Origin of the sequence: Coleofasciculus sp. FACHB-1120 (assembly GCF_014698845.1) — a bacterium.
In the GTDB taxonomy this organism is placed as follows: domain Bacteria; phylum Cyanobacteriota; class Cyanobacteriia; order Cyanobacteriales; family FACHB-T130; genus FACHB-T130.
The window spans coordinates 285,868-311,116 of the sequence record NZ_JACJTV010000001.1 but is presented as its reverse complement, the minus strand read 5'-3'; the positions used below and the strand labels follow the sequence as shown (position 1 = coordinate 311,116).

Here is a 25,249-nt window from a genome sequence, read left to right as displayed (position 1 = left end):
ATGCGCTTCATCATCAATTTCTTCTCCCATTCGCTTAATTAGTGTTTCCAGGTAGCTCTGGAGGCTCACTCGGTAAAGGCTGAGCCGTCGTATCAATCGTTTTTATCGTCTCATTTGGTTGAGACGCGTCTTGTTGCTGCTTCGCCTCAGAAAGTTTTTCTTTAGCTATGCTAGTCATTGTTTCAGTCGTATCTTTGACTTGTTCAGCAATATTTTGAGCGCTGCGCTTTAGCGCTTCTAAATCATCCTGAGTTTTCTTATAGTCTTCTCTGAGTAACTCTGCCGCTTGACTCATTTTTTGATTGAGTCCCTCGGCGTACTGTTGAGGAGTTTGGACAATGGCATCCGTGACCAGCGCTCGTTTACTACCCGTACTAGAAATCGCTTCTACCGGGAGCAAATAAACACCATTTAAAACGCCGCGCCAACCACTAGAAACAAATAAATAATTAATGACAGCGCCGGTTTTAAAATTGAAGAGATAGTCTACAATTTTGCCCGCTTTGTTGCCAGCGTCAGTCCACACCTCATGTCCAATTAAAGAAATTTTCTGAATTGGCGTTTCGGGTTCAATAACTTCTGGAGTATTGTTGACGATAAGACTATCGGAGCCAATCGTAGTAATTTGCTCCCACCTAAACACCTGTTTCAGGCTACCCAAAAATCCTGACTTGCAGGTAAAACCTATAACTTGGTGCGATTGAGGATTTAACCACAATTGATCTACCCGACCAACTTCTTCTGCTGTACTGCGATCTAGCACCAGCCGATTGAGTAACTCACTTTGTCTAATAATCTGTGGTTGTGCGTTCATAAGCAAAATCCTTAGAGATTTATCTAGTTGGCAACCTATGCTGCTTTAGGTTAGCAAGAGTCGGGAAGCGATCGCCCCAAACTTAGCTTTCTTGCAATGTTCCCCATCAAACTTCAAGCTCCTCTCCCCGTAGAAGTCGAGGTTGAGCCAAGAAACCCAACCGAATAAAGCAAAAGTTGGGTGTCGCTAATGCTTCACCCAACCTAAGATCGCGTTCAATTGAACGATATTATTCTTACCAAAATTGTCAGCAGAGCGATCGCTCTTCAATGACCCGTGCCCCGATGGTCTCTACAGCCCTATCTCACGGCAGCAGGCGGCAACGCTAAGCGTGGGGATGTTGGGGATGTTGGGGGATAAGTGCGTGGTTTGTGACCGTTCTGGGAGGCTTTTGGGGGCGCATCCTGAAGTAAAACGTCCCGAATCAACCGCGCCGCCACTCGCTGCACCAAACCACCGGCAATTTTTTGACCCATGCGCTGAGTTTCTGGCTTCATCAGAAATTGCGGAATCACAGGCAGTAGTTGCATCGGGTCAAAGCCGTTCGTTTCTTGGAGAATATCCCAAATCCGCTTAATATGATCCAGACTGGCGGACGTTTCTACCGACGGCGGTGCCTCATTTACTGTCATCCCCACCCGTTCCCGCAGCGAATACGTGACATTTTGGAAGGTGCGGCGTCCCAGCGTATCAATACCCTTAACAATTTCATCCGTTAGGTGTTCCCGGATGAATGCCCCTCGCTCTGAGAACAGAAAGTCTAGGGTTTGGTTCAGCACCTGGGTCAGGTCATAATCGTCACTAAAACGGGCATTTTTTAACAGGTTTTCCAGACGATTCCAGCGGAAGCTGCCGTCTTTAAACAGGAGGTCGCGCAGGGATGCCCGCAATTCCGGCGAAGGGTCGGTTAAGAGCCGCTTGGCAACGTAGGGATACGCCTTACTGAGAACTTTAAAATTGGGATCGACATTAATCGCAATCCCCTCTAACGTCACTAGAGAGCGGATAATCAGCGCGTAGTAGGCTGGAACGCGGAAGGGATACTCATACATCAACGCCGACATATCATCGGTGATGCTCTTAAAGTTCATCTCCGCGACACTGGCTCCCAGCGCGTTGCTGAAAACCTTGGAAAGAGCTGGGATGATCGGGGTTAGGTCAGTGTCTGGGGTTAAAAACTCTAGATTCACGTAGTCGCGGGCTAAGCCTTCAAAGTCCCGGTTGACCATGTGAACCACGGCTTCAATTAAGCCATACCGCTGATAAGGCTTTACATCGCTCATCATGCCGAAGTCTAGATAAGCGAGTTGACCGTCAGTTGTCGCTAACAAGTTACCTGGATGGGGGTCAGCGTGGAAAAAGCCATGTTCTAGCAATTGCCGCAGCGAACACTGAACGCCTACCTCGATTAAATGAACGGCATCAATTCCCTGAGCGCGGAGTGCCTCTGGCTGGGTCAATTTTGTCCCATTAATCCACTCCATTGTCAGGACGCGACGCTGGGTGTATTGCCAGTAAATCTTGGGGATATAAATATCTGGTAAGTGACCGTATAGAGAGGCAAAGCGCTCGGCGTTGTGACCCTCTTGGGTATAGTCCATCTCTTCATAGATGCGGGTGCCAAATTCATCCATGATGGAGACGAGGTCGCTCCGCACCTGCTTGAGATTTCTCTGCGCCCATCCAGCAAGGGTACGCAGGATGTAGATATCTAGGGCAATGTTTTCTCTTAAGCCCGGACGCTGCACCTTCACAGCAACGGTTTCGCCAGTCTTGAGTTTGCCTTTGTAGACTTGTCCCAAGGAGGCAGCGGCTACGGGGGTGGGGGAGAGTTCGGCGTAAATTTGTTCGGGGCGATCGCCTAATTCTTCCTCAATAAACCGATAAGCTAATTCATTGGGAAAAGGTGGCAGCTGGTCTTGCAGGTGGCTCAGTTCGTCTAAATAAGTCGTCGGAACTAAGTCCGGTCGGGTTGAAAGCGCTTGTCCGACCTTAATATAAGCAGGTCCCAGTCTAGTAATGATTTTTCGCAGTTGAATTGCCCGTTTTCGCTCGTTTTTGGGAACTCGACCTGTTTGCTTGTCCCACCACAAACCCAAACCAAAGCGGAGTAGCGGTGCCAGAATGTTGAACAATCGCCCCCAAACTTGGAATGGATGTCTCCGGTAGTACTCGGTAATGGCGGCGGGGTTGTAGCGCAGTTCTTCTGCTTGGATATAGGCGGTTTTGGCAGCCACGACTGCTGGATATTGCTCTGCTGTCGGCGTCAGCTCATACTCCACCATCACCGGCTCTCCTGGCGCGGCGGATGCTATCTGGGCAGCCTTGTTCATCGCATCTATTGTAGGTGTCGGAATGCGATCGCTTGCGTCTGTCCGATGTGACATAGGGGAGACTCTTTTTACATTCATAAGCTTGGGAACCGACTCAGAGCAACTCTGTTAAGTATTGTAACAATAAGTGAGGGAAGCGCCAGGACAAGGTACGCCGGCTCTGGCTGGGCACAATGCCAGTTCGGTCAATTTCCCGCTACCCTGAAAAAGCTTCGGGACTTAAAACTAAACACTAAACTAAGTTTGGTAGCCCAGTACCTGTTTTAAATAACTCGCACAGCATCAAATGCTTCGCACTTGCCATTGTTCACTGGGTTGCTACTGCCTGCCCTCTTCCCTCAAGGTGAATTTTGCTCCATGCTCCTGTCCCTACGGATTGAAAACTTTGCCTTGATTGACCATCTGGAGCTTGAATTTGGCTCTGGGTTGAATGTTCTGACCGGCGAAACCGGCGCGGGAAAGTCGATTATCCTGGATGCGATTGACGCCGCCTTAGGCGGGAAAGTCAGCAAATGGTCGATTCGCACAGGTAGCGATCGCGCTTTGGTGGAAGCCACCTTCAAGGTTGACCGAGTTGTGACCGAGTGGCTCTCCGAACAAGAGATCGAGCTGCTGGATGATACAGCCGTAGTTTGTTGTCGGGAGATTGCCTGTCTGCAAGGAAGCCTCCGCAGCCGCTCTCGCGTGAATGGCGTTCTTGTCAACCGGCAATTGATGGATCGCCTGCGCGATCGCTTAGTAGAAATTACTGCCCAAGGTCAAACCGTGCAACTCGTGGCACCCGCGCTTCAGAGAGAGTTGCTGGATGTCTATGGTGGCGATCCGGTGCTACAGCAACGCTCAGTCGTTCAAGCTGCCAATCTTGAGTGTCAACAGGCACGAGATCGCCTAGACAAACGCCGTCAGTCTGAGCAGCAACGCTTGCAACGGCTCGACTTGCTACAGTATCAAGCCCAAGAATTGACTGCTGCTAATTTGAGCGAACCGGATGAACCAGAACAGCTCGAACAAGAACGCCAGCGCTTAAGTCATGTGGTGGAGTTACAACAGCTGAGTTATCAGGTTTATCAAGCTCTTTATCAAAATGATGCCGGGGAGTCAGCGGGTGCAGACTTATTGGGTCAAGCCGAAGCCACGTTGACTGATATGGTGACGTATGATGCCACGCTGCAACCCGTTCTGGATATGGTGAGTACGGCTCTGGCGCAAGTGGTGGAAGCCGGACAGCAAATTAATGCTTACGGTGCTTCTTTAGAGGCCGATCCCCAGCGACTGGGGGAAGTGGAAGAGCGCATCCGCACCCTGAAGCAGATTTGCCGCAAGTATGGTCCAACGTTAGAGGAAGCGATCGCTTACAGTCAGAGCATCCAAGCGGAACTTGCTCTCCTCACCGATAGCGGTCACTCCCTCGAAGAACTGGAAAAAATCTATTTCCAATGTCATGAAACCTTGACATCTCAAGCTGACCAGTTGACAGCTTTGCGCCGCGTTGCTGCTAACGAACTAGAAAACAGACTCGTGGAGGAACTTAAGCCTCTAGCGATGGAAAAGGTGCAGTTTCAAGTCAAAATTACCCCTTGTCCCCCAACCGCAACAGGTGCCGACGCGATCGCCTTTTATTTTAGTCCCAATCCAGGCGAACCCCTGCAACCGCTATCTGCCACTGCTTCTGGGGGAGAAATGAGCCGCTTTCTGCTGGCGCTGAAAGCTTGTTTCTCGCAACTGGAAGCCGCCGGAACCCTAATTTTTGACGAAATTGATGTCGGGGTGTCTGGACGGGTTGCCCAAGCGATCGCAGAGAAACTCCACCAACTTTCTCAGGGACACCAAGTTCTTTGCGTTACTCACCAACCCCTCGTCGCCGCAATGGCTGACCGCCATTTCCGCGTCGATAAACACGTCGTTGAAGGAAGCCAAAAGCCAGATTCTGCCCGGAAGGCGGGGAAAAAGGGCGAAGTTTCAACAACCGACGCCGAAGCAATTCATCCAACCCTCCCCTTAGAGAGAGCAATTCAAGGACTCCGGGAAGAAGATCCGACATCTTACATCCTTCAGGCTTCCGAACGCACAGTGGTTCGAGTCAGCGTGCTTGACAATCACCAGACTCGTCGCCAAGAATTAGCAACGCTAGCCGGGGGACACTCTGCTAAAGATGCGATCGCTTTTGCAGAGTCCTTGCTAGCTCAAGCCGCAGTCAAACATAATGGACGCAAGACCAATGACAACAAATAAATAACCTGCCCTCTCTCCAACTCCAAAACAAAGAGTAAACTGTTGAGTAAGTAGTATGGCATTTGCTCATCAGGCACAAAAAGTTTGGCTGTTAAATTTGTAGGATAATTCCACCGCCTCGTACCTCGCTCAACTTCAGGCATCTGAAAAAATCTATGACACCTTCATCTACCAAAAAGCATGCTTGGAACGATACAGACAGGGTGATTGATGTTGTTCCTCACGATGAAAATCAAATGGGGAATCAAATTCCCCAAACCTCTACAAGTATTCCTACAGGTACGGGTGGTGCATTAGCCACAAAAGAAGGAAGTTTTACGGCACTTCTTGCCCCACTGAATAAGGAAACTTTCAAAGAAGTTGTCACAGGTGTCGAAGAAAAGCTCCAGGTAGTCAATCAAACCCTGTCAATGTTGACTGATAGTCAGGGTTTTGATGCCATTCTTCAAGAAATGTTGAATGCCATTACCTTGAAAACCGGAGAATTACTTGGTGCAGATCGCACAACAATCTATTTACTGGATGAAGAAAAGAACCAACTCTGGTCAATTCTTGCCGAAGGTGCAGAGGGGCGACCTTTAGAGTTGCGGATTCCTGCCGATAAAGGGATTGCAGGTGAGGTTGCAACCCATAAGAAAAGTATTAATATTCCTTTTGATTTTTACGAAGATCCCCGCTCTGCGTTCGCCAAGAAGAAAGACCAGGAAAATGGCTATCGCACCTATACAATGTTGACTTTACCTCTGGTAAACGAAGAGGAAAATTTAGTTGCAGTCGTTCAATTAATTAATAAATTAAATTTACCTAATCAGCCAGGAAAGCCGTTAGCGGAAAGAATCGATCTCAATGGCTTTACTTCAAAAGATGAAATAATATTTGCCGAATTTGCTCCTTCCATTCGCCTGATTCTGGAAAGTTCCCGCTCTTTTTACATGGCAACGCAGAGACAGCGGGCTTCTGATGCCTTGATGAAGGCGACTCGATCCTTAAGCCAGAGCAATCTCGACTTAGAAGATACCCTGAAACGGGTCATGCATGAAGCCCAGGAGCTGATGAATGCAGATCGTAGCACTCTGTGGCTGTTAGATAGCGATCGCCATGACTTATGGACACGAATCCCTCTTTCCGACGGTTCCATGCGAGAACTGCGAGTGCCAGTTGGAAAAGGTTATGTCGGTAAAGTTGCTGAATCTGGCAAACCCCTGAATATCTCCTTTGATCTCTATGCCGATCCAGATTCTGAAGTGTCTAAACAAGTCGATCAGGCAAATGGCTATCGCACTTGTAGCTTATTATGTATGCCAATCTTTAACGCCGATAAAGCGTTGATTGGTGTCACCCAACTTGTAAATAAGAAAAAGCAGGGAGAATTCCCCTCTTATAATCCGGAAACTTGGCCCGAACCCCCTGAATGCTGGAAGGCAAGCTTTAATCAAAGCGATGAAGCTTTCATGGAAGCATTTAATATTCAAGCCGGTGTAGCGCTGCAAAATGCCAAATTGTTTGCGACGGTCAAACAGCAAGAACAAATGCAGCGTGATATTCTCCGCAGCCTTTCTAATGGAGTTCTCTCGACTGATAAATCCGGTCAGATTATTGCAGCGAATGAAAGCGCCAAGCGACTCTTAGGATTTAAAAATGAAGATCAAATAGAAGGTAGAAAAATTGCCGATCTGATCCGCATCAAAGAAGGTGACTTTTCTAAATGGTTTAAAGCTGCGATAGACGCCGCTGAAGAAAAAAGCCGCCAACAATACTACCCCGATCAAACTTTGCTCTCGACAGAAGAACAACAACATAGCATTCACCTGTCAATTAACTCCATTGCGGATGCCAGCGACAATAACAACGTCTACGGTGCCCTGGTAGTGATGGATGACATCTCTCAAGAGAAGCGCCTCAAGAGTACGATGTACCGCTACATGACTCAAGAATTGGCAGAACAGTTAATCAATAGCGGTGACGCCAAACTAGGGGGCGATAAAAAAGAAGTTTCCATCTTGTTCTCAGATATTCGCAGTTACACCACCTTAACCGAAAGCATGAATGCAGAAGATGTGGTGCAGATGCTCAATGAATATTTTGAGTCGATGGTAGATGCTGTTTTTAGACACAAAGGCACCCTCGATAAATATATTGGCGATGCCATTATGGCAGTCTTTGGTTCTCCCTTACCCTTGCAGGATCATGCCTGGATGTCGGTACAAACAGCCGTCGAAATGCGGCATCGTTTGACAGAATTTAATGCCTGTCGCCAAAACATAGGATTCCCAACGTTTAAGATTGGGATTGGGATTAATTCCGGTACGGTAATTAGCGGTAACATTGGCTCCAGTAAGCGCATGGAGTTCACCGCAATTGGCGACGAAGTGAATTTGGGATCTCGCTTAGAAGGTGCTAGCAAGCAATATGGTTGCGATATTGTGATTAGCGAAAGCACTTATCAGCCTTGCAAAGATTTAATTTGGACAAGAGAGCTTGACTGTATTCGAGTCAAAGGTAAGAATACGCCGGTTAATATCTATGAACTGGTGGGGCTGCGGGAAGAGAAAATTTCCGATGAAAAGAGAGCGGTAATCGATCTTTACCATAAGGGACGTGACTATTACTTAAATCGTAAGTTTACTCGCGCGATGGGTGAGTTTGGCACCATTCTGGAAGAAATTGATAAAAACGACAAAGCGGCTGCTTTGCACCTGAAACGCTGTCAGTTGTTTCTCCAAGAACCACCTCCTGATAACTGGGATGGCGTTTTTACGCTGACGGAAAAGTAGGAATGGCTAATGGTTAATTGCAAACCTCTATTTTGGCGATTAGCTATCAGCAAAATAACCCAGAAATAGGATAACTGTACCAGTCTTAAATGATTCGTGAAGGCGAAATCCCCGACTTCGAGAGAGATGTCGGGGATTTGAACCAATGGCATCCTGTTGGCAACTGATTTTAACCAACAAGTATTCGCTACGCTAACAGTTCTAGTTTGAGGGAGTGGAAATTAAATTTCAGTTGAACAATTTGAAGTAATAAAATTGCCAACAATCTGGCGTAGTTGCTCAGCCTCAAAGGGTTTTGTCAAATATTCAGTTGCACCTGCCAGTCGCCCTTGTACTTTATCAAAAACTCCGTCTCGCGCTGTCAGCATGATGATGGGTAAATCTCGAAATTGCGGCAAACTCCGAACCGTGCGGCAGAGTTCTAAGCCATCCACTCCTGGCATGGAGACATCCAGTAATAAAATTGAAATCGGTTGGTGGTAAATCACCGATAAAGCATCTACTGCATTATCTACCACCAAAACTCTGTAGTCTCTCTCTAGGGCACGTTTGATCAGCGTCTGCATAACGCTACTATCATCCACCGCTAGGATGGTCGGTATATCACTCAAAGTTGAAGACATCTTCTTTACCCAATTTTTAGTCTACGAAAATCTACAATCGTTGAATTTGGTTCAAAGGCTATTAAAATGCCGAATCCAAATTATTTTAACGTCAGCCCCAGTAGGTAAGAGAGCATCGCTTTCCTTTGTAGGATACATCTATCCCGCCTAGCTATTTTTAATTTAAAGCTTTTCTACTTTATGTTGAGTGTTTCAACGCTAGTTATTCATAAATGTTTGTTTAATATTTTTCTATACCAAAACACTTCACAAAAATTGAATTTTATTAAAATGAAGCGTCTACTATACGCACTATAGCTTGATAATTATTACTCAGTAAATAGAAGAACTACGGGAATCCAGTTAAATAATTGTAACAAAACACAGAACTGAAGTTACATCTGTTTTCTGAATATAAAATTATCTGGAAGAAGCAGGTGGGGTGTTTGTTCAATCAAAAAATAATCAGTATGTGATAGAAATATCTCCTTAACGGGAATCCTAAATACAGCAGGTTCTGCCAAGTTGCGCTAAAACGGCAACTTAGCAGACTGCAAGCAGAAGTGCGATCGCACTTCTGCTTGCAGATCCTAAAAAGCTCTCCTTCCCTAAAGACGTCTGGGGGCTTCGCTCTGTTGTTTCTTTTAGTTTGTGACTTGCATCAACCAACCTAACTTGAGCGATGCAGTATAAAAGATTAAGTTCAGTAACTAAGTAAGGGAAAATTTACATCATATAGCCTTCACAAAATCCTCTCATAGAGGCAAAGAAGAGGTAAGTCTCAAAGAGTGTCTTCATCATCCGGTTTTAATAAGAGTAAACATTTATACAGCTAGCTTAAAAAAGTGCAGCATTCGCAGAAAAGGGCGCTTAAAATGAACGCACAAATACCTGGAAACGGAGCTATCCCGCTCGATACTCTGCGATGGTGTCCCCTACTAGACTCTATTCCCAATTGCATCAGCGTTGCGGCTCCTCCGGAGCTAGCGTATCTTCAAAGAGCTGTCGCTGCGTTTGACGAACTGACACGTTTGGCAGCCTATATTTGCCAGACGAAGATGGCGCTGCTCAGCTTCATGGATGGCAAACAACATTGGCTCCAGTCAAAATTGGGCATTTCCACGCCAGACACTGACGCCTATGTTGCTTTCTGCACTTATGCAATCCTGCAACCAGAAATCTGCGAATGCGAGTTGATGCTCGTTCGAGATACGCTGTCTGATAAAAGGTTTGCTAGCCATACCTTAGTGAAATCCGACCCAAAAATCCGATTTTATGCGGGTGTGCCCTTAATCACGCCTGAGGGCGTAATGGTAGGCGTGCTATCTGCGCTTGATGATGTGCCGCAAGATTTAAGTCGGGAACAGCAGGAAGCGCTGGCGACATTAGGAAGGCAAGCGATCGCTCAACTACAACTGCGAAAAAATTTAACTAATCTTGAACAAATTATTATCAATCAACAGCAAACTGAAGCAGCGCTTTGCGAGAAAGAAGCCCGATTTCAGTTAGGGCTAGCAGCTTCTTATACGAGCCTTGTGGACTTTAATCTGGTAACAGGTCAAGTCATTGATACGACAGGCTCTGATAATTTAGAGAGACTATTGGGTCTAGTTCCAGGCACCTTTGATGGAACTCAGGAAGCATTCCTGAATTGCGTTCATCCTGAAGATCGGGAACTTGTCGCTGGAGCGATCGCTGCCTCTATTGAGAATAAAACAGACCACGAGATTGAATTCCGCATTGTCTGCCCTGATGGCGGCGTCCGCTGGATAGCGGGAAAAGGCAAAGTTCTTTACAGCGAAACGGCAACAGCGGTTCGCACGATTGGCACAGTAATGGATATCACCAAACGTCAGCAACCGAAAGACGCCTTGCATCGAGTCGCAGCAGAAAATCTGAAACTGGCACAAGCTGTGAAAACAGTTTCAGATGGCGTTGTCATCGTCGATCCCCACCAACCAGATTGCCCAATTGTCTACGCAAACCCAGCTTTCACCCGAATCACTGGGTATCAACCAGATGAAGTGATTGGTCACAACTGCCGGTTTTTGCAAGGTGCTGATACCGATCCAGAAGCGATCGCAAAAATTCGGAATGCGATCGCTCAAGCGAAAGAAGTTAAAGTCACGCTGCTAAACTATCGCAAAGATGGTCAACCTTTTTGGAACCAATTAAAAATTTCGCCCGTGTTCTCAGACAAGGGCGATTTACTTTACTTAGTTGGCATTCAGACAGACATCACGCTCGCTAAACGAGCCGAGACAGCACTCCTGAACAGCAAAACTCGTCTCCAATTGCTCAATAGCATCTCGACTAAAACCCGATCGGGTTTGTCAATAGAGCAAATAATTGAACGCACGCTCAAACAAATTAGCGAATATTTTCCTCATCTGCGAGTAGCTTATTCAACGATTAATCCCCAAGGCATCTTGATGGTGATTTCCTCCATCGAACCGCCGGGAATGCCGAAACTCTCAGGATTAGCCATCGATCTGACGGTTGCATCGGAATATCTTAATGCCTTGCAGATGGGCGAATCCTTCATCTGTAACGATGTTACCCAAGACTTCAGGCTAACACCTTTAGCGGATGCCTTGCTGACAGGCCAAACTCAGTCTATGCTGGACATCCCCTTGCAGCATTCCGACCAGTTAATCGGCTTGCTGTGCTTTGACTCGCCGCAACCATATAAATGGAACGAACACGAGATCGCCACTTTGGTTGATATGGCTGGATATCTGACGATTACCATCAAAGATGCTCATACCCAACAACAGCGCCTGCGAGCCGAGTCGGCACTCTCTGAGTCCCTCAAAGAAGTGGCAGACATTAAGTTTGCCCTCGATCAATCTTCGATTGTGGTAGTTACAGACCGCACCGGAAAGATTAATTATGTAAACGATAAATTCTGCGAAATTTCTCAATATTCCAGAGAGGAACTGCTCGGACAAAATCACCGCATCATTAATTCTGGACATCACCCCAAGGAATTTTTTCAGCAGATGTGGGCAACCATCAGCAGTGGCAGCGTCTGGCATGGCGAAATCAGAAATCGAGCCAAAGACGGAACTTGTTACTGGGTGGATACGACAATTGTGCCCGTCTTAAATTCCGACCAACAACCTGTTGAATATGTCGCCATCCGTCAAGATATCACTGAGCGAAAATGGGCAGAAGAATTACAAAGACAAAGCCAACAGCGCTTTCGCGCCTTAGCTGAAGTGATTCCGCAGCAGGTATGGACGGCACAGCCAGATGGGGCACTCGATTATGTGAACCAGCGCGTTCTGGAATATTTCAGACGCACGTTTGAGGAAATGGTGGGCTGGGGATGGCAAGATGTGCTGCATCCGGAGGATGTGCCAGATTGTATCGCCCGATGGAGCCATTCTCTCTCTACGGGAGAGCCTTACGAAGTTGAATTTCGCCTGTTGAATGTAACTGAGGGAAGCTATCGCTGGCACCTGGGGCGGGCGGTTCCCGTGCATGATAACGAAGGCAAGATCGTTAGTTGGTTTGGGACGAACACGGATATCGACGATCACAAGCGGCAGGAGGAGGAGCGCATTCAACTTTTGGCGCGAGAACAGGCGGCGCGGGAGGCAGCTGTCAACAGCGAGAACCGCACTCGGAACATTTTGGAAAGTATTACCGATGCTTTCTTTACTTTAGATACGGAATGGCGATTTACTTATCTGAACTCACGGGCAGAGCAGCTTTTGTTTAGAAGCAAAGATGAGTTAATTGATCGGTGTATTTGGGATGAGTTTCCAGAAACAGCCAGTTCTAATTTTTATCATGAGTATCACCGGGCAGTTGCCAATCAAGTAACCGTTCACTTTGAGGTGTTTTATGAGCCTCTAGAGAGCTGGTTTGAAGTGCGAGGCTATCCTTATCAAGATGGTCTATCGGTTTATTTCCGGGATGTTACAGGTCGTAAACAGTCAGAGGCAGCGCTGATGGAGCGATCGCGCCTCTCCACCCTGGAAGCAGAAGTCGGTACTGCCTTGGGCGCGGCTGGCTCTTTATCGGAAAGCCTCAATCGCTGTACGGAAGCAATGGTGGAGCATCTCGATGCAACTTTTGCGTGTATCTGGACATTTAATCAAAAACTTAACCGCTTGGAATTGCAAGCAACCACAAGGGTTGATTCTCAGCGCGAATTCTATTGGGAAGATTTGTTGGCTCAGCGTCACCAGGTTCTCGACGGTTCCCTAATCGGCTTCGTCGCTCAAACTCGTCAACCCTATCTGACTCAGGATAGTAATTATCGGTCTGGGGGCGGATTGGAAGCCCGTCTGTACAATGATTTTGTCGCTGAAAGCTGTTTGCGAATCCCCGAAAGCTATTTGGCAACCTATCCCCTGATTGTCGAAGACCGACTGGTGGGCGTCATGGCTATATGCAACAGCCAACGCTTTAGCGAAGCTGTTCATCAAGCGTTGGGGTGGGTCGTCAACGCGATCGCGATCGCCATCGATCGGTCTTGGGCGAAAGAAGCCCTCTCGGCACGTCGAGAAGCCTTGCTGTTCCGCTTGGCAAGCCAGATTCGCGATTCCCTCGACCTGGATACCATCCTGGGAACCGCTGTGAATGAGATTCGCTGTTTGTTGCAAGTTGACCGATGCCAGTATTTGTGGTGCTGGGCGCAGTCCAATCAGGCGAGTCTGACCGTCACTCACGAAGCGACAACAGACGCCAGTAGACCCAGTTTGCTCTCCGAGTGTCCCCCAGAAGAACTCGATCCCCTCAGCGAGAAAATCCGCCAACTTCAGACTTTGCGGGTTGACGATCTGACAAGCGATCGCCGCCTCAGTGCCGAGGATGGAATGCAAAGTCTCGTGCCTCTACTGAGCAATTTGGGTGTTCGTTCGGTGCTGCTGCTACCTTTGAAAACCCACGCCGGTCATCTAGGCGCGATTGTCTGTAGTCATAGCAGTGGATCTCGTCCTTGGCTTGACAGCGAAATCGAGCTACTGCAAGGCGTCGTGGATCAGCTAGCGATCGCCATTGACCAAGCCGAACTCTACGCCCAAAGTCGTGCCGCCGCCCGTGCTGCTCAAACCCAGACCCAACAACTAGAGCAAGCATTGCACAATCTCAAACAAGCCCAATCTCAGCTGATTCAGACCGAAAAAATGTCCAGCTTGGGTCAAATGGTCGCCGGTATCGCCCACGAAATCAACAACCCAGTCAATTTCATCACCGGCAACCTCAGCCACACCAGCGACTACATCCAAGACCTACTCGATCTCGTACACCTCTATCAACAGCACTACACCAATCCTGTTTCCGCAATTCAAACCCAGGAGGAAGAGATTGATTTAGACTTCATCATCGATGACTTGCCCAAAATGCTATCGTCCATGCAAATGGGCGCTGACCGCATCCGTCAGATTGTCTTGTCACTGCGAAACTTCTCTCGCCTGGATGAAGCTGAAATGAAGCCGGTGGATATCCATGAGGGAATCGACAATAGTTTGCTCATTCTCCATAGCCGTTTGAAACCTAATGGCGCTTACGGCGGGATTCAAGTCTTGAAGGAGTACGGCGATCTTCCCTTAGTCGATTGCTACGCCGGTCAGCTGAATCAAGTGTTCATGAACATTCTCAGTAATGCCATTGATGCCCTCGACAGCCAACCAGAACCAAAGAAAATTACCATTTCTACCGAAATCCGAAATCGTCAACAGGTAACAGGTAATGGGGAAGAGACTCGAAGCCCTAACACGCCGCTAACGCCAATCACCAATGACCGACCCCCCATGACTCAGAACCAAATCGTTGTGATTCGGATTCGAGACAATGGCCCAGGAATGTCAGAGGACGTGATCAAGCGTTTGTTTGACCCCTTCTTCACCACCAAGCCAGTCGGCAAGGGAACTGGTTTGGGGCTATCTATTAGCTACCAAATTGTGGTAGAGAAACATGGCGGGATGCTCAAGTGCCTGTCAGAACCAGGTCAGGGGGCAGAGTTTTCGATTGAAATTCCCTGGATTCCCTCCCTTTAACAATTCAACCCGGCAAAGCGTTGCCCTTCCCGATGAATGCCGATGCCGCATCGTTGCTTCCCTCCCTGGATGCCTGTAGAGTATGCCCGTAAAGCGATTTTTTCGCCCTACCGGGCAATTTTAATCAGAAGGAGATTCTGTGTCATTTCAAAGACAATTTAATGAGGCTCTCGTACAGCGTTTTTTACAACTCATCGGGACTCATACAGGCTTACAGATTCGCCCGCAAGATCGAGAAGCTTTATGTGAGAAAATTTGCTGGCGGATGAATGCCGTTTCTATCTATCTTCCTGAAGTCTATTATCAATTATTAGAAACTGATAGTTATCAAAGTCAGTGTGAATGGCAAGAACTCGCGATTTTGTTGACAATTGGCGAAAGTTATTTTTTTCGAGACAAAGGTCAATTCTCTTTATTAAAACATCAAATTTTACCGCGCTTAATCGCTGCTAAAAGGCAAACAAAAACTCTGCGAATTTGGAGCGCGGGATGTTCAACTGGTGAAGAACCTTATTCCCTGGCGATTCTTCTCACCCAACTCATCCCAGACTGGGAAAACTGGAATCTCTATATTTTAGGAACAGATATTAATCAAGAGTCCATTAATAAAGCAAGACAAGGAATTTATAGCTCTTGGTCATTTCGATTGTTAGACCTGCAATTACAAAATTGTTACTTTGAGCAACATCGGACGGAATGGAAAATTAACGCAGATATTCAAAATATGGTTAATTTCAAAATCGTCAATTTAATTAAAACACCCTTCCCTAATCTATTGTTAGATATTCAAAATATTGATTTGATTCTTTGCCGGAATGTTTTTGTTTATTTTGACAGACCGGCTATTTCCCTTGTTGTCAACAAATTTTACAATACTCTACAACCAGGAGGATATCTTTTGACGGCTCATGCTGAACTTCAAGGGCTGGATCTAAGCTTGTTTCACACTGAGTCGTTTCCCGAATCTACGATCTATCAGCGCCCCGAAGAAAAGATTGGGGCAAAGCTTTCTAAGAAAACAGTAAAAGTTTATTCTAATACTGAAGAACCAATAAGCTGCCCATCCTCTTCGACGCCAAATCAACAGGAAAGAGAATTTGTACAATTAATCCCTAAAAATTATCTCCCGGTACAAATTGGAGATAAAATTAATCCAAAAGTCAATGAATCTGGATACTTATCTAATTTAGAGCTTAGCAAGATACCGGCGGACATTTCCACTTTTCAGACACTTCTCTGTGAAGCAGAAACCCTTTTTAAACAGAAATATTATGCTTCGGCGATTCAAAAAACAGAACAAGCGATCGCTCTGGCACCCAAAAACTTTGGCTCCTACTATTTGATGGCTCTAATATATGCCAATTTAGGTGAGTATGATAAGGCAGTTCACTACTGCCAACTAGCACTGAAAATCGATTCTCTTTCGGAAAAGCCCTTATATTTACTCGCCCATATTGCTGAAGAAAAAGGGGATGTTGAAGAAGCTAAAAATTTATTGAGAAAAATCATTTATTTAGTGCCTTCTTCTATCTCGGCGTATCTAGAACTCAGTAGCCTTTATGAGAGTGAAGGTAATCTCTTGAGAACTTTAAAAATGCGAACAGCCGCTTTAGAAATTTTAAAAAAATTACCCCAAGAAACGACAATTGAGTCGCAAGAAAAAATGACGGCTAGAGAATTGATCGTACACCTCCAAAAAATGTTACAGCCTCAGCTATAAACTCTATGGAATCTAAACACTATATTGTTTTCAGCTTGAATGCTTCACTTTATGGAATAGAAGCATTTTCAGTACAGGAGATTTTCTTTCTCCCGGAGTTAACCCCAATCGTAGAAGCACCGCCGGAAATGGTAGGAGTGCTTAATCTCCGGGGTGAAATTTTGCCAGTTATGGATCTCCATTTTCGCCTTGGGTACGGATTCCCTGAATACCGCCTCACGGATAGTGTCATTGTTCTGATATCTCAGGGATTGAGATTTGGCATTGTTGTCAATGAAGTTCACGACGTGCAGAAAATCTCCGCGAATGCGATCGCAACAGATTTCTCCTATAAACGAGAAGTCACGAATCAACCCCATTTGGTTAGGGGTGTTGCCAAGGTAGAGGCAGATATCGTGATGTTGCTGAACCCGGAAAAGCTTCTCCAATCCTCAGAGCAAATTGAAGCATTAATTACAGAAAAAAAACCGTTCAATCTAGAAGGGGAAGCTGATACTTCCCTTAGTTTTTCTAAGAAAAACCGTTTATTTTCCTCCAATACAACATCTGAAGAAAAAGCGATTTTTCGGGAACGGGCAGACAGTTTAATGCGGCAAGCAGAGAGCCAAGATTTTTCTGGGAGTCGCCCGATGGCAGTGATTAATTTAAATGGTGAATATTTTGGTGTAGATTTAGGAAACGTGCGCGAATTTACTGATATTCGCAAAGTTACTCCAATTCCTTGTTGCCCAGCTTATATTGTCGGCAATATGAATTTGCGGGGTGAGATTTTGACATTAATCGATATTCGTGGAGTATTAAATTTACCATTGGGTAATCTAGAGAATACATCAAAAGCGATGATTGCTTGCATCGACGATCTGGTTGCTGGCGTGATAGTTGATCAGGTATTGGATGTGATGTATTTGCACCTGTCGGAGATGATGCCAGTGCCTGCCGCAGCGCGTTCTGGTAATAATGAATACCTCCGGGGGACGGTTGCTTACGGCGAAAAAATGATGGCTATTTTAGATTTACCGAAGCTCTTGACGCAAACAGAATTAATGGTTGATGAAGAAGTGTGATTAGTTATTAAATTCTATTGCCAAAAAAATTGCCAAAAAGGCTCTACTGCTTGCTGAAAAAGCAAACCAGGCGGTATTGCACTCCTTATAGAGTTGGTGATGCTGAACAGAAAAGCGGAAGCGCGATCGCTTTCTTTCACGTCTGTGGGCGCGATGAACGCTCTATATGGTGCTTTTAATCAGCAAGCTAAAGAAACTGCTACCAGCATCACTCCACCGAAAATCTGCACTCAAAACCTCAGTAACACTTCCTTAAGATTTCAGGCAGTCGTTTAGTGAATATGCACACGACTGGTTGGTAACGTAAATAAATATCATCTCTATATTTTAAGTTTTTTAAACTCTTAACACTCCTAGGGCAAAAGAGGGATTAATAATAAAAGTCGTTCTAAGCCAAACTGAGTATGAATAAATCCTTTAAAAAATTCCCAGGAGTATTTCTCTGGTGGATTCTGGAGATTTTAGGGGCAAGCTTGACTAAGAAATTTTACATTTGCTAAACAATCCTCTGTTTAGCAATTCAATTTTTCAGAAAAACTTGCCACAAGAAGAATTTGTCAACAGTATTTCTGCTAATCCTGTGAGGATGTATTTAATTCAAAAATGGAAAATCAGAGCCAGGGGGAACTAGCTAGAGTATTTTGGGTTACTGACTTTCTCTTGCTGAGGGCTATGAAATGAGCGATCGCTATCCAGCCAGTCATAGTGGATTGATTGGGGAAGCAAAGAAACTCCTTGCCTTACTCAAACTAATACTTGGCACCAGAATCTGAACAAAGTCGCCTTTAATCTTCAACCAATCGTGTAATTTGACAATGCAGGATAAGTCTGATGTTTAAGAATTTGTCTTTACAATCCCGATTAATCGGCTCATTTTTATTAATGGGTCTAATTGTATTAGTGGTTGCCCTAGTAGGCTGGAACGGAGCTTCTCGGCTGAGCGGTCATATCAATACACTGGGGAATAATACTTTGCCCAGCATAACTGGATTGTGGAAAATCAATGAAGGGCAGACCCAAATCCAGTCAGCGGAGCGAGCGCTACTTAATACACTCTTGAGCCAAGAAAATCGGCAAATTGAATTAGACCGAATGAAAAATGCTAAAGAGCAGATTGACGAAGGGTTTAAACAATATGAGTCAGCTCCACAGACCGAGGACGAAAAAAAGCTCTATCAAAAATTTCTTCTAGACTGGAAAAAGTGGCAACGAGACCATGAAAGTTTTCTGAATATTTATCAACAATTTGTCAAGCTAGGCATCTTAGATCCCCCAACCCGTCTGGCTGAGCTTGTCAGTCAGCAGAGGCAGACTTCACCGGAATTTGCAGCTGCAAAAGCAGCAGATTCCCTGCTGGATCAACTCAGCGAACTGGCAGCAAACGAAGAACTAAACTCCTTTAACACATCCACAGAATCGGTTCTAGAAGTTTTGCAATACAGCCACAACATTGGGGAAGCAGCCCAGAGGGCAGCAGAAAAAGATGTGACTCAAACAACATTTTGGCTGGTTCTGGGTGTAATTCTTGGTCCCGTTACTGCGATTATCTTTGGCATTTTCTTCAGCATCACGATTGCTAAGCCGCTGGGTGCCAAAATATCTGGCATCGTCAACACGATTGTCACTTCTTCATCAGAAATCGCTGCCACGGTAGAGCAACAAGAACGCACGGCAGCTCAACAAGCAGCGTCTGTGAATCAAACCACGATCACGATGGATGAGTTGGGTGCTTCGTCCCAGCAATCAGCAGAGCAAGCCGAAGCAGCAGCAACCGGCTCGCGGCAGGTGCTGTCGCTGACGGAGGGTGGAAGCCAAGCCGTCGGGCGAACTTTGGAGGAAATGGCGCTGCTCAAAGATAGAGTGGGAGCGATCGCTTCTCAAATTCTCCTTCTATCCGAGCAAACGAATCAAATTGGCAATATCTCTGGCTTGGTGAGTGACTTAGCCAACCAGACGAATATGCTGGCACTGAATGCAGCCGTTGAAGCCGTTCGAGCTGGCGAACATGGCAAAGGCTTTGCGGTGGTGGCGGCAGAAATTCGCAAACTGGCAGAACAAAGTAAGAAATCCGCCGGGAAAATTAACGTCCTAGTTGGCGATATTCAAAACGCGATCAATGTCACGGTGATGGTGACGGATGAAGGGACGAAAACGGTGGAAGCCGGGGTGAAAACCGCTCAGGGCACAGCACAAGCATTCACCGGCGTGGCTGATGCTATCGAAAATATCGCTATAAACAGTCAACAAATTTCGCTTTCCGCCAAACAACAAGCGATCGCGATTCAACAAGTCGTTGATGCAATGAGCAGCCTCAATGTCGCAGCGAAAGAAAATGCCAGTGGCATTACTCAAACTAAAATCGGCATCCAAAGATTGAATGAAGCGGCTCTCAACCTCAAGTCAGTGGTGTAGAGAATCCCAAATAGCAATCCATTCAGGAGTTGTAAAATTATCTGCTCCTTTTCCTCTCTTACTTGGCGTCCTAGGCTTCGCACCGCTTTGCTAGAGCGTCTAAGCGCTAACGTGCAGGCTCCGCCAACGCGGTTCGTTAACCAAAGAAAATTCACCAGTCAACCAAGATTGCTAGATCCGCTTAAAAATATCCTCAAAAATCACGGCTAATTATCTCTAAAACTAACAACCAAAAGCTAAAAGCTTCTTTGTTAACCATGATTATAGAAGACGACGAACTCCGAGATTTATTCAAAATTGCCAGCGAAGAACATTTGCAAAAACTGGATGACGGGTTGCTGCATTTAGAAAAGTACCCTGACGACGAAGTTCGATTAGAAGAATTATTGCGAGAAACCCACAGCCTCAAAGGCGATGCTCGAATGCTGGGCGTGCGTGATGTAGAAACTCTCACCCATCAACTGGAACATATTTTGGAAGGCGTCAAACGTGGCGAGACACAACTGGTATCTACAATATGCGATCGCCTCTATCAAGGTTTGGATGCCATTCGCAAACTGGTCTGCGAAGCCGTCACCGGGGAACCAGCAGGCATCAACACCTTTCTCGTCCTCGCCCAAATGATGGGAGCTGAATTTACAACTCCAGCCAATCAAAATCATCAGAATTTTTTAGACCAGGAAGGCGTTCAGGAAGTAGTTCAGCCAGAAGATGAGGAAGCAATTGAGAAAGAAACCCTTTCCCCGGATATAACTTCCGAACTGCCCGAAACAGCCGCCGACATAGAAACATTACAGACAACGTTTCGACAAACCCCCGCAGCTCTGATACCAATGGAGGTGGGGTTGAAGGAGGTGGGTTTGAAACCTGCCCCTAATGCTCTCGACAGTAGGGGCGGTCTACCCAACTTTTCGAGCAATGGCTCTCAATCCCCTCCCTCGCCACCCATTGCACTCGGTGAACCCTACCGCATCGAAACGATTCGCGTCGAAACCCGCAATCTTGATGCGTTACTGACCCAAGCAGGCGAACTCACCGTTACCAAAATCCGCATTGCCCATCGCTTAGCTGAAATTGAGGAAATTGTGGCGCTGTGGGAGGAGTCGAGCCGTCTAAGCGTGCAGAAAACTTCAGCGCTGAGCCTACACAGAGAAAAGATAACAGGTGGGCGGCAAGCGGTAAGTTTCATCGCTTCCCCTCAGAACGGGCGGGGAGACCGCATCCCTACAGCACCGATGGGGGGACAGCCCTACAGCCTAAACGGGGGGAGCCAACCCCTACAGCACTTCGACGAGCGCTTGGGAGTTCTGATCAACCAGTTAAGAGATGCCATCTATGAAGATACTGCCAGACTAGACACAATTGCCGGTGATTTGGAAGAAGGCATTCGCACCCTACGCCTGTTGCCCCTATCCACCATCTTTCAGTTATTTCCCCGGATGGTAAGGGATTTAGCCAGACAGCAAAATAAAGAAGTCAATCTGATCATTGAAGGCGGCGAAACTAAAGCGGACAAGCGCATCCTGGAAGAAATGAAAGATCCCTTGATGCATATCCTTCGCAACTGCGTCGATCATGGCATTGAGACCCCAGCCGAGCGAGAAGCACAGGGAAAGCCGCGTACCGCCACCATTGAGATCAAAAGCTACCAAACTGCCACAAATATTGCGATCGCGATCAAGGACGATGGGCGAGGATTAGACATCGAAAAAATTAAGCAGACAGCTCTCAAGCGCGGACTCTGCCGGGAAGAAGAACTCGCCGCCATGACACCGGCTCAAATTCACTCGTTGATTTTTGCTTCCGGTTTCTCAACGCGGACTTTTGTGACCGAAGTTTCAGGCAGAGGCGTAGGGTTAGACGTGGTTCGCACCAATGTAGAACGCCTCAAAGGCAGCATTGAGGTTGAATCAACACCCGGAAAGGGCTGCACGCTGCGGCTTTGTCTGGGCACAACCCTGGCAACCGCGCCGGTACTGATTGTAGAAGTGAGCGGAAAAGCTTATGCCCTACCAGTGGAGTTTGTGCAAACAACGCGGTTGATTTCCCTGGAGCAGATTTTTACGATCGAAGGCAGAGAGACCATTGTTTTGAATGGGCACCCGGTTTCCGTCGCGCGACTAGCAGATTTGCTGGAATTACCAGTCGTCAGTAGTAACGGACAAAGAACTGCTGACAAAGAACAACTGCCCTGCATTATTTTGAAAGTGGGAGAAGAGCAACTGGGGATATTCGTTGATGGTTGGGTAGATCAACAGGATGTGGTACTCAAATCTCAAAGTAAATTGCTCAAACGAGTTCGTAATGTAGTTGGCGCAACTATCCTCGGTACCGGGGAAGTTTGCATGATTTTAAATCCTTCAGATTTAATTAAATCTGTGCGAAAACGAACTCCACAAGTAAAATCGTTCAAACCAATTACAGACGAAGTCAGAAAACCCGTAATCTTGTTGACAGAAGATTCTATTGCCATTCGCACTCAGGAAAAACGCATTCTGGAGGGTGCTGGTTATGAAGTAGTGACAGCAGTGGACGGGTTGGACGGTTTCAACAAACTCAAAACTCGTTCTTTTGATGCGGTGGTTTCCGACGTGCAAATGCCGAATTTGGATGGTCTGGGTTTTGCCGCGAGGATTCGCCAAAATAAGGAATATAATGAAATTCCAATCATTCTGGTGACATCCCTGGCTTCAGATGAAGATAAACGCAGAGGTGCAGAAGCCGGTGCGAATGCTTACATTACCAAAGGCACTTTCAACCAAGAAATATTATTAGAAACATTAAGAAGACTTGTGTAGTGAATCGCTAATCGCTAATCGCTTTTGAATAATTAGCAATTAGCAATGAACAAAATGCCAATTCGAGTTTTATTAGTAGACGATTCTGCGATCGCGATGACAGTGCTGAAACGGATTCTGTCGTCCTCACCGGAAATTGAAGTGGTGGGGATGGCGCGAACGGGTCGAGAAGCATTGGCACTGATTCCCTCTTGTGCGCCCCAGGTGATTTGCACAGACCTATATATGCCACAGATGGATGGTCTGGAATTTATCTCTGAGGTTATGGCAACTTATCCGCGCCCGATTCTGGTGATTAGCACTTCAGTACAGGAAGAAGATAGGCAAAATGTTTTCCGGCTTTTAGAGGCGGGGGCAGTGGATATTTTTCCCAAGCCTCGTGGTGGCGCAGGATCGGATTATGAGTTGGTAAAACAGGAGTTAATTGGCAAGATTAAAATCCTCTCTGGTGTGAGTGTCTTTACCCAGTATCGGAAGAAGGCAGTTTTAGATTTTAAATTTTCAACGATAAATCCCCAAGCTAAAATCCCCCATCAGAAATCCAAAATCGTGGTGATTGGCGCGTCTACTGGAGGTCCGCAAGCTCTCTACAACATTCTTATCCATCTGCCCGTGAATTTTTCCCTGCCGGTGATTTGTATTCAGCACATCAGCGAAGGGTTTTTACAGGGAATGGTGGATTGGCTAGGGACAGAATGTCGTTTGCCAGTCAAAATTGCCCGTGCTGGGGAAATACCAAAAGCGGGAACGATTTATTTTCCACCGGAACGGCTGCATTTAGAATTGGATACTCAAGGCAGATTTTGTCATTCTGCCGCCCCGCCGATGGGGGGACATCGCCCCTCTGTCACAGTCACTTTTAAGTCGGTGACGAGTTTCTACGGTCAAGGAACGGTGGGGATATTGTTGACTGGAATGGGTAGAGACGGTGCGGAAGGAATGGAAGCGATCGCTCGTGCGGGTGGCGTTACCATTGCCCAAGATGAGAAAAGCTGTGTGGTGTTTGGAATGCCAAAAGAAGCGATCGCTCTTGGTGCAGCGCAGTATGTTTTGCCCATCACTGAGATCGCGCCTATGTTACTTGCCAGAATTATGGGTAGCGATTAATGATTTAATCGCTCATTGGAAATGAGACAAAAGTTTTAAGTGATGAGTTTTGAATTAAAAAACTCTCTGATAACCCAAAACTCAAAACTCACCACTTTACAAACGGGGTTAGGTCGTAATCGCCGTTTTCAAACTCCGGCAAAACTCAGCGATCGCATCGAGTCCCTGTTCGGGTGTTCCTTCTGCCAAACGTTTCACCAAGGCACTCCCGACGATTGCAGCATCTGCTCCCCAGTCTTTCACCTGACGGGCGTGTTCTGGCTCAGAGATGCCAAACCCAATGCCGATGGGCTTATCCGTAACGCTTCGTATCTGCTTGAGGATATCTTGCACCCGCGAGTCCAGTCCAGATCGTATTCCCGTTACACCAGTGACACTCACCAAGTAAATGAATCCCTGAGACTGACGCGCGATCGCTTCTATTCGCTCTGGGGAACTGGTAGGCGCGACCAATAAAATTACATCAATTCCCATACTGGCAGCAGTTTGCAGCAGGTTGGAAGACTCCTCCAATGGCAAATCTGGCACGACCAATCCCCGCACCCCAGCATTCGCAATCTGCTTGAAGAACGGTTCAATGCCCCGGTTTAGAATCGGGTTGTAGTAGGTAAATAAAATGATAGGCGATCGCACCTCTTTGCTAACGCCGGAGACCATCTCTAGTACCTGTTCCAAACGGGTTCCCCGTTGCAAGGCGCGAGTCGCAGCCGCTTGAATCGTGGGTCCATCTGCCAACGGATCTGAATAGGGAACGCCCAGCTCAATCATGTCAGCACCGGCGGCATCAAGGACTTTTAACGCCTTAGCCGTAGTCTCCAGATCCGGATCTCCCGCTGTGATAAAGGGAATTAAGGCACATTCAGAGCGACGCGCGAGAGACTCAAAGCACTCGGAAATTGAAGTCATTTGTCAAAAATCAGTGGTCAGTGGTCAGTGGCACTTCGAGCTTTAGCAATTCAAGGGTGAGCGGTCAGGGGCCAAAAAGGAACTACGCTCCTTTTTTGGGCACAGCATTGCGTGCCCCTAGACACCTGACCGCTGACGGCTATCTGCTATTTTTTTAATTTGTTTTCCCGTTCGATTTCAGCTTGCATCTGAGCCAGTTCTTCTGGCGTCAATTCTTCCAGTCGCTTTTGCAAAACGGCTTCTTCATAGTCTTTTAGCTGCTGGTTATAGGTCATCCGTTTCGTTCCCACTCGGAACAAGTAAGTCAGCAGCCAGCCAACCAACCCGCCCACCAGGAAAACTTGACTCCAAATCCCCGCTTCCAAGCTATCTAGCCCAGCCACCAGCAACAGAAAATACGCAATTCCACCGGCGGCAAAGACGCCGATGCCAATTCCAATGATGTCAATTCGTCGCATTTAGCGCTTATCCAACGA

The 25,249-nt window shown here is 46.7% G+C and carries 14 protein-coding genes; 9 read left to right on the top strand and 5 right to left on the bottom strand.

The genetic code is table 11. The annotated features are described in order from the left end of the window. Nucleotides 1-34: 34 nt before the first annotated feature. Both H6H02_RS01315 and H6H02_RS01310 read right to left on the bottom strand, forming a co-directional pair. Complete coding sequence (locus tag H6H02_RS01315; protein ID WP_190813877.1) at nt 35-814, bottom strand: PRC-barrel domain-containing protein; 780 nt, start codon at nt 812-814, stop codon at nt 35-37. A gap of 299 nt (nt 815-1,113) precedes the next feature. Next, nucleotides 1,114-3,225 (bottom strand): AarF/ABC1/UbiB kinase family protein, encoded by a 2,112-nt coding sequence (locus H6H02_RS01310; RefSeq protein ID WP_190813875.1) that lies wholly within the window; start codon nt 3,223-3,225, stop codon nt 1,114-1,116. 279 nt (nt 3,226-3,504) lie between these two features. Here H6H02_RS01310 and recN point away from each other — a divergent pair, with 279 nt between their 5' ends. Together recN and H6H02_RS01300 are read left to right on the top strand one after the other, a co-directional pair. Then, nucleotides 3,505-5,379: a DNA repair protein RecN gene (gene recN, locus H6H02_RS01305; protein ID WP_190813873.1), complete on the top strand. Its 1,875-nt coding sequence runs from the start codon at nt 3,505-3,507 to the stop codon at nt 5,377-5,379. A 236-nt stretch (nt 5,380-5,615) separates the two neighbouring features. After that, nucleotides 5,616-8,153, top strand: coding sequence for an adenylate/guanylate cyclase domain-containing protein (locus tag H6H02_RS01300; RefSeq protein ID WP_242040518.1), 2,538 nt, complete (start codon nt 5,616-5,618; stop codon nt 8,151-8,153). 221 nt (nt 8,154-8,374) lie between these two features. Here H6H02_RS01300 and H6H02_RS01295 read toward each other — a convergent pair whose 3' ends face one another. After that, on the bottom strand, nt 8,375-8,776 hold the full coding sequence (locus H6H02_RS01295; RefSeq protein ID WP_190813869.1) for a response regulator: 402 nt from the start codon (nt 8,774-8,776) through the stop codon (nt 8,375-8,377). Between the two features lie 854 nt (nt 8,777-9,630). Between H6H02_RS01295 and H6H02_RS01290 the strand changes: the two genes are divergently transcribed. The 7 genes from H6H02_RS01290 to cheB all read left to right on the top strand — a co-directional run bounded on the left by H6H02_RS01290 (nt 9,631) and on the right by cheB (nt 23,867). Further along, the gene (locus H6H02_RS01290) at nt 9,631-14,766 is read left to right on the top strand and encodes a PAS domain S-box protein (protein WP_190813867.1); all 5,136 of its coding nucleotides are present in this window, start codon (nt 9,631-9,633) and stop codon (nt 14,764-14,766) included. A 265-nt stretch (nt 14,767-15,031) separates the two neighbouring features. Continuing rightward, nucleotides 15,032-16,486 carry a protein-glutamate O-methyltransferase CheR gene (locus H6H02_RS01285; protein ID WP_242040497.1) on the top strand — a complete coding sequence of 485 codons (1,455 nt, stop codon included), beginning with the start codon at nt 15,032-15,034 and terminating at the stop codon, nt 16,484-16,486. A gap of 5 nt (nt 16,487-16,491) precedes the next feature. Then, nucleotides 16,492-17,550 (top strand): chemotaxis protein CheW, encoded by a 1,059-nt coding sequence (locus tag H6H02_RS01280; protein ID WP_190813863.1) that lies wholly within the window; start codon nt 16,492-16,494, stop codon nt 17,548-17,550. Between the two features lie 99 nt (nt 17,551-17,649). After that, complete coding sequence (locus H6H02_RS01275; RefSeq protein ID WP_190813860.1) at nt 17,650-17,826, top strand: hypothetical protein; 177 nt, start codon at nt 17,650-17,652, stop codon at nt 17,824-17,826. Between the two features lie 555 nt (nt 17,827-18,381). Further along, on the top strand, nt 18,382-19,962 hold the full coding sequence (locus H6H02_RS01270) for a methyl-accepting chemotaxis protein (RefSeq protein WP_190813858.1): 1,581 nt from the start codon (nt 18,382-18,384) through the stop codon (nt 19,960-19,962). A 257-nt stretch (nt 19,963-20,219) separates the two neighbouring features. Next, complete coding sequence (locus H6H02_RS01265) at nt 20,220-22,760, top strand: hybrid sensor histidine kinase/response regulator (protein WP_190813855.1); 2,541 nt, start codon at nt 20,220-20,222, stop codon at nt 22,758-22,760. Nucleotides 22,761-22,814: 54 nt separating this feature from the next. Next, nucleotides 22,815-23,867: a chemotaxis-specific protein-glutamate methyltransferase CheB gene (gene cheB / locus H6H02_RS01260; RefSeq protein ID WP_190814217.1), complete on the top strand. Its 1,053-nt coding sequence runs from the start codon at nt 22,815-22,817 to the stop codon at nt 23,865-23,867. Nucleotides 23,868-23,975: 108 nt separating this feature from the next. Here cheB and trpA read toward each other — a convergent pair whose 3' ends face one another. Both trpA and H6H02_RS01250 read right to left on the bottom strand, forming a co-directional pair. Further along, on the bottom strand, nt 23,976-24,773 hold the full coding sequence (trpA, locus tag H6H02_RS01255; RefSeq protein WP_190813853.1) for a tryptophan synthase subunit alpha: 798 nt from the start codon (nt 24,771-24,773) through the stop codon (nt 23,976-23,978). A gap of 146 nt (nt 24,774-24,919) precedes the next feature. Next, nucleotides 24,920-25,231, bottom strand: coding sequence for a DUF3007 family protein (locus tag H6H02_RS01250; RefSeq protein WP_190813851.1), 312 nt, complete (start codon nt 25,229-25,231; stop codon nt 24,920-24,922). Nucleotides 25,232-25,249: the final 18 nt, after the last annotated feature.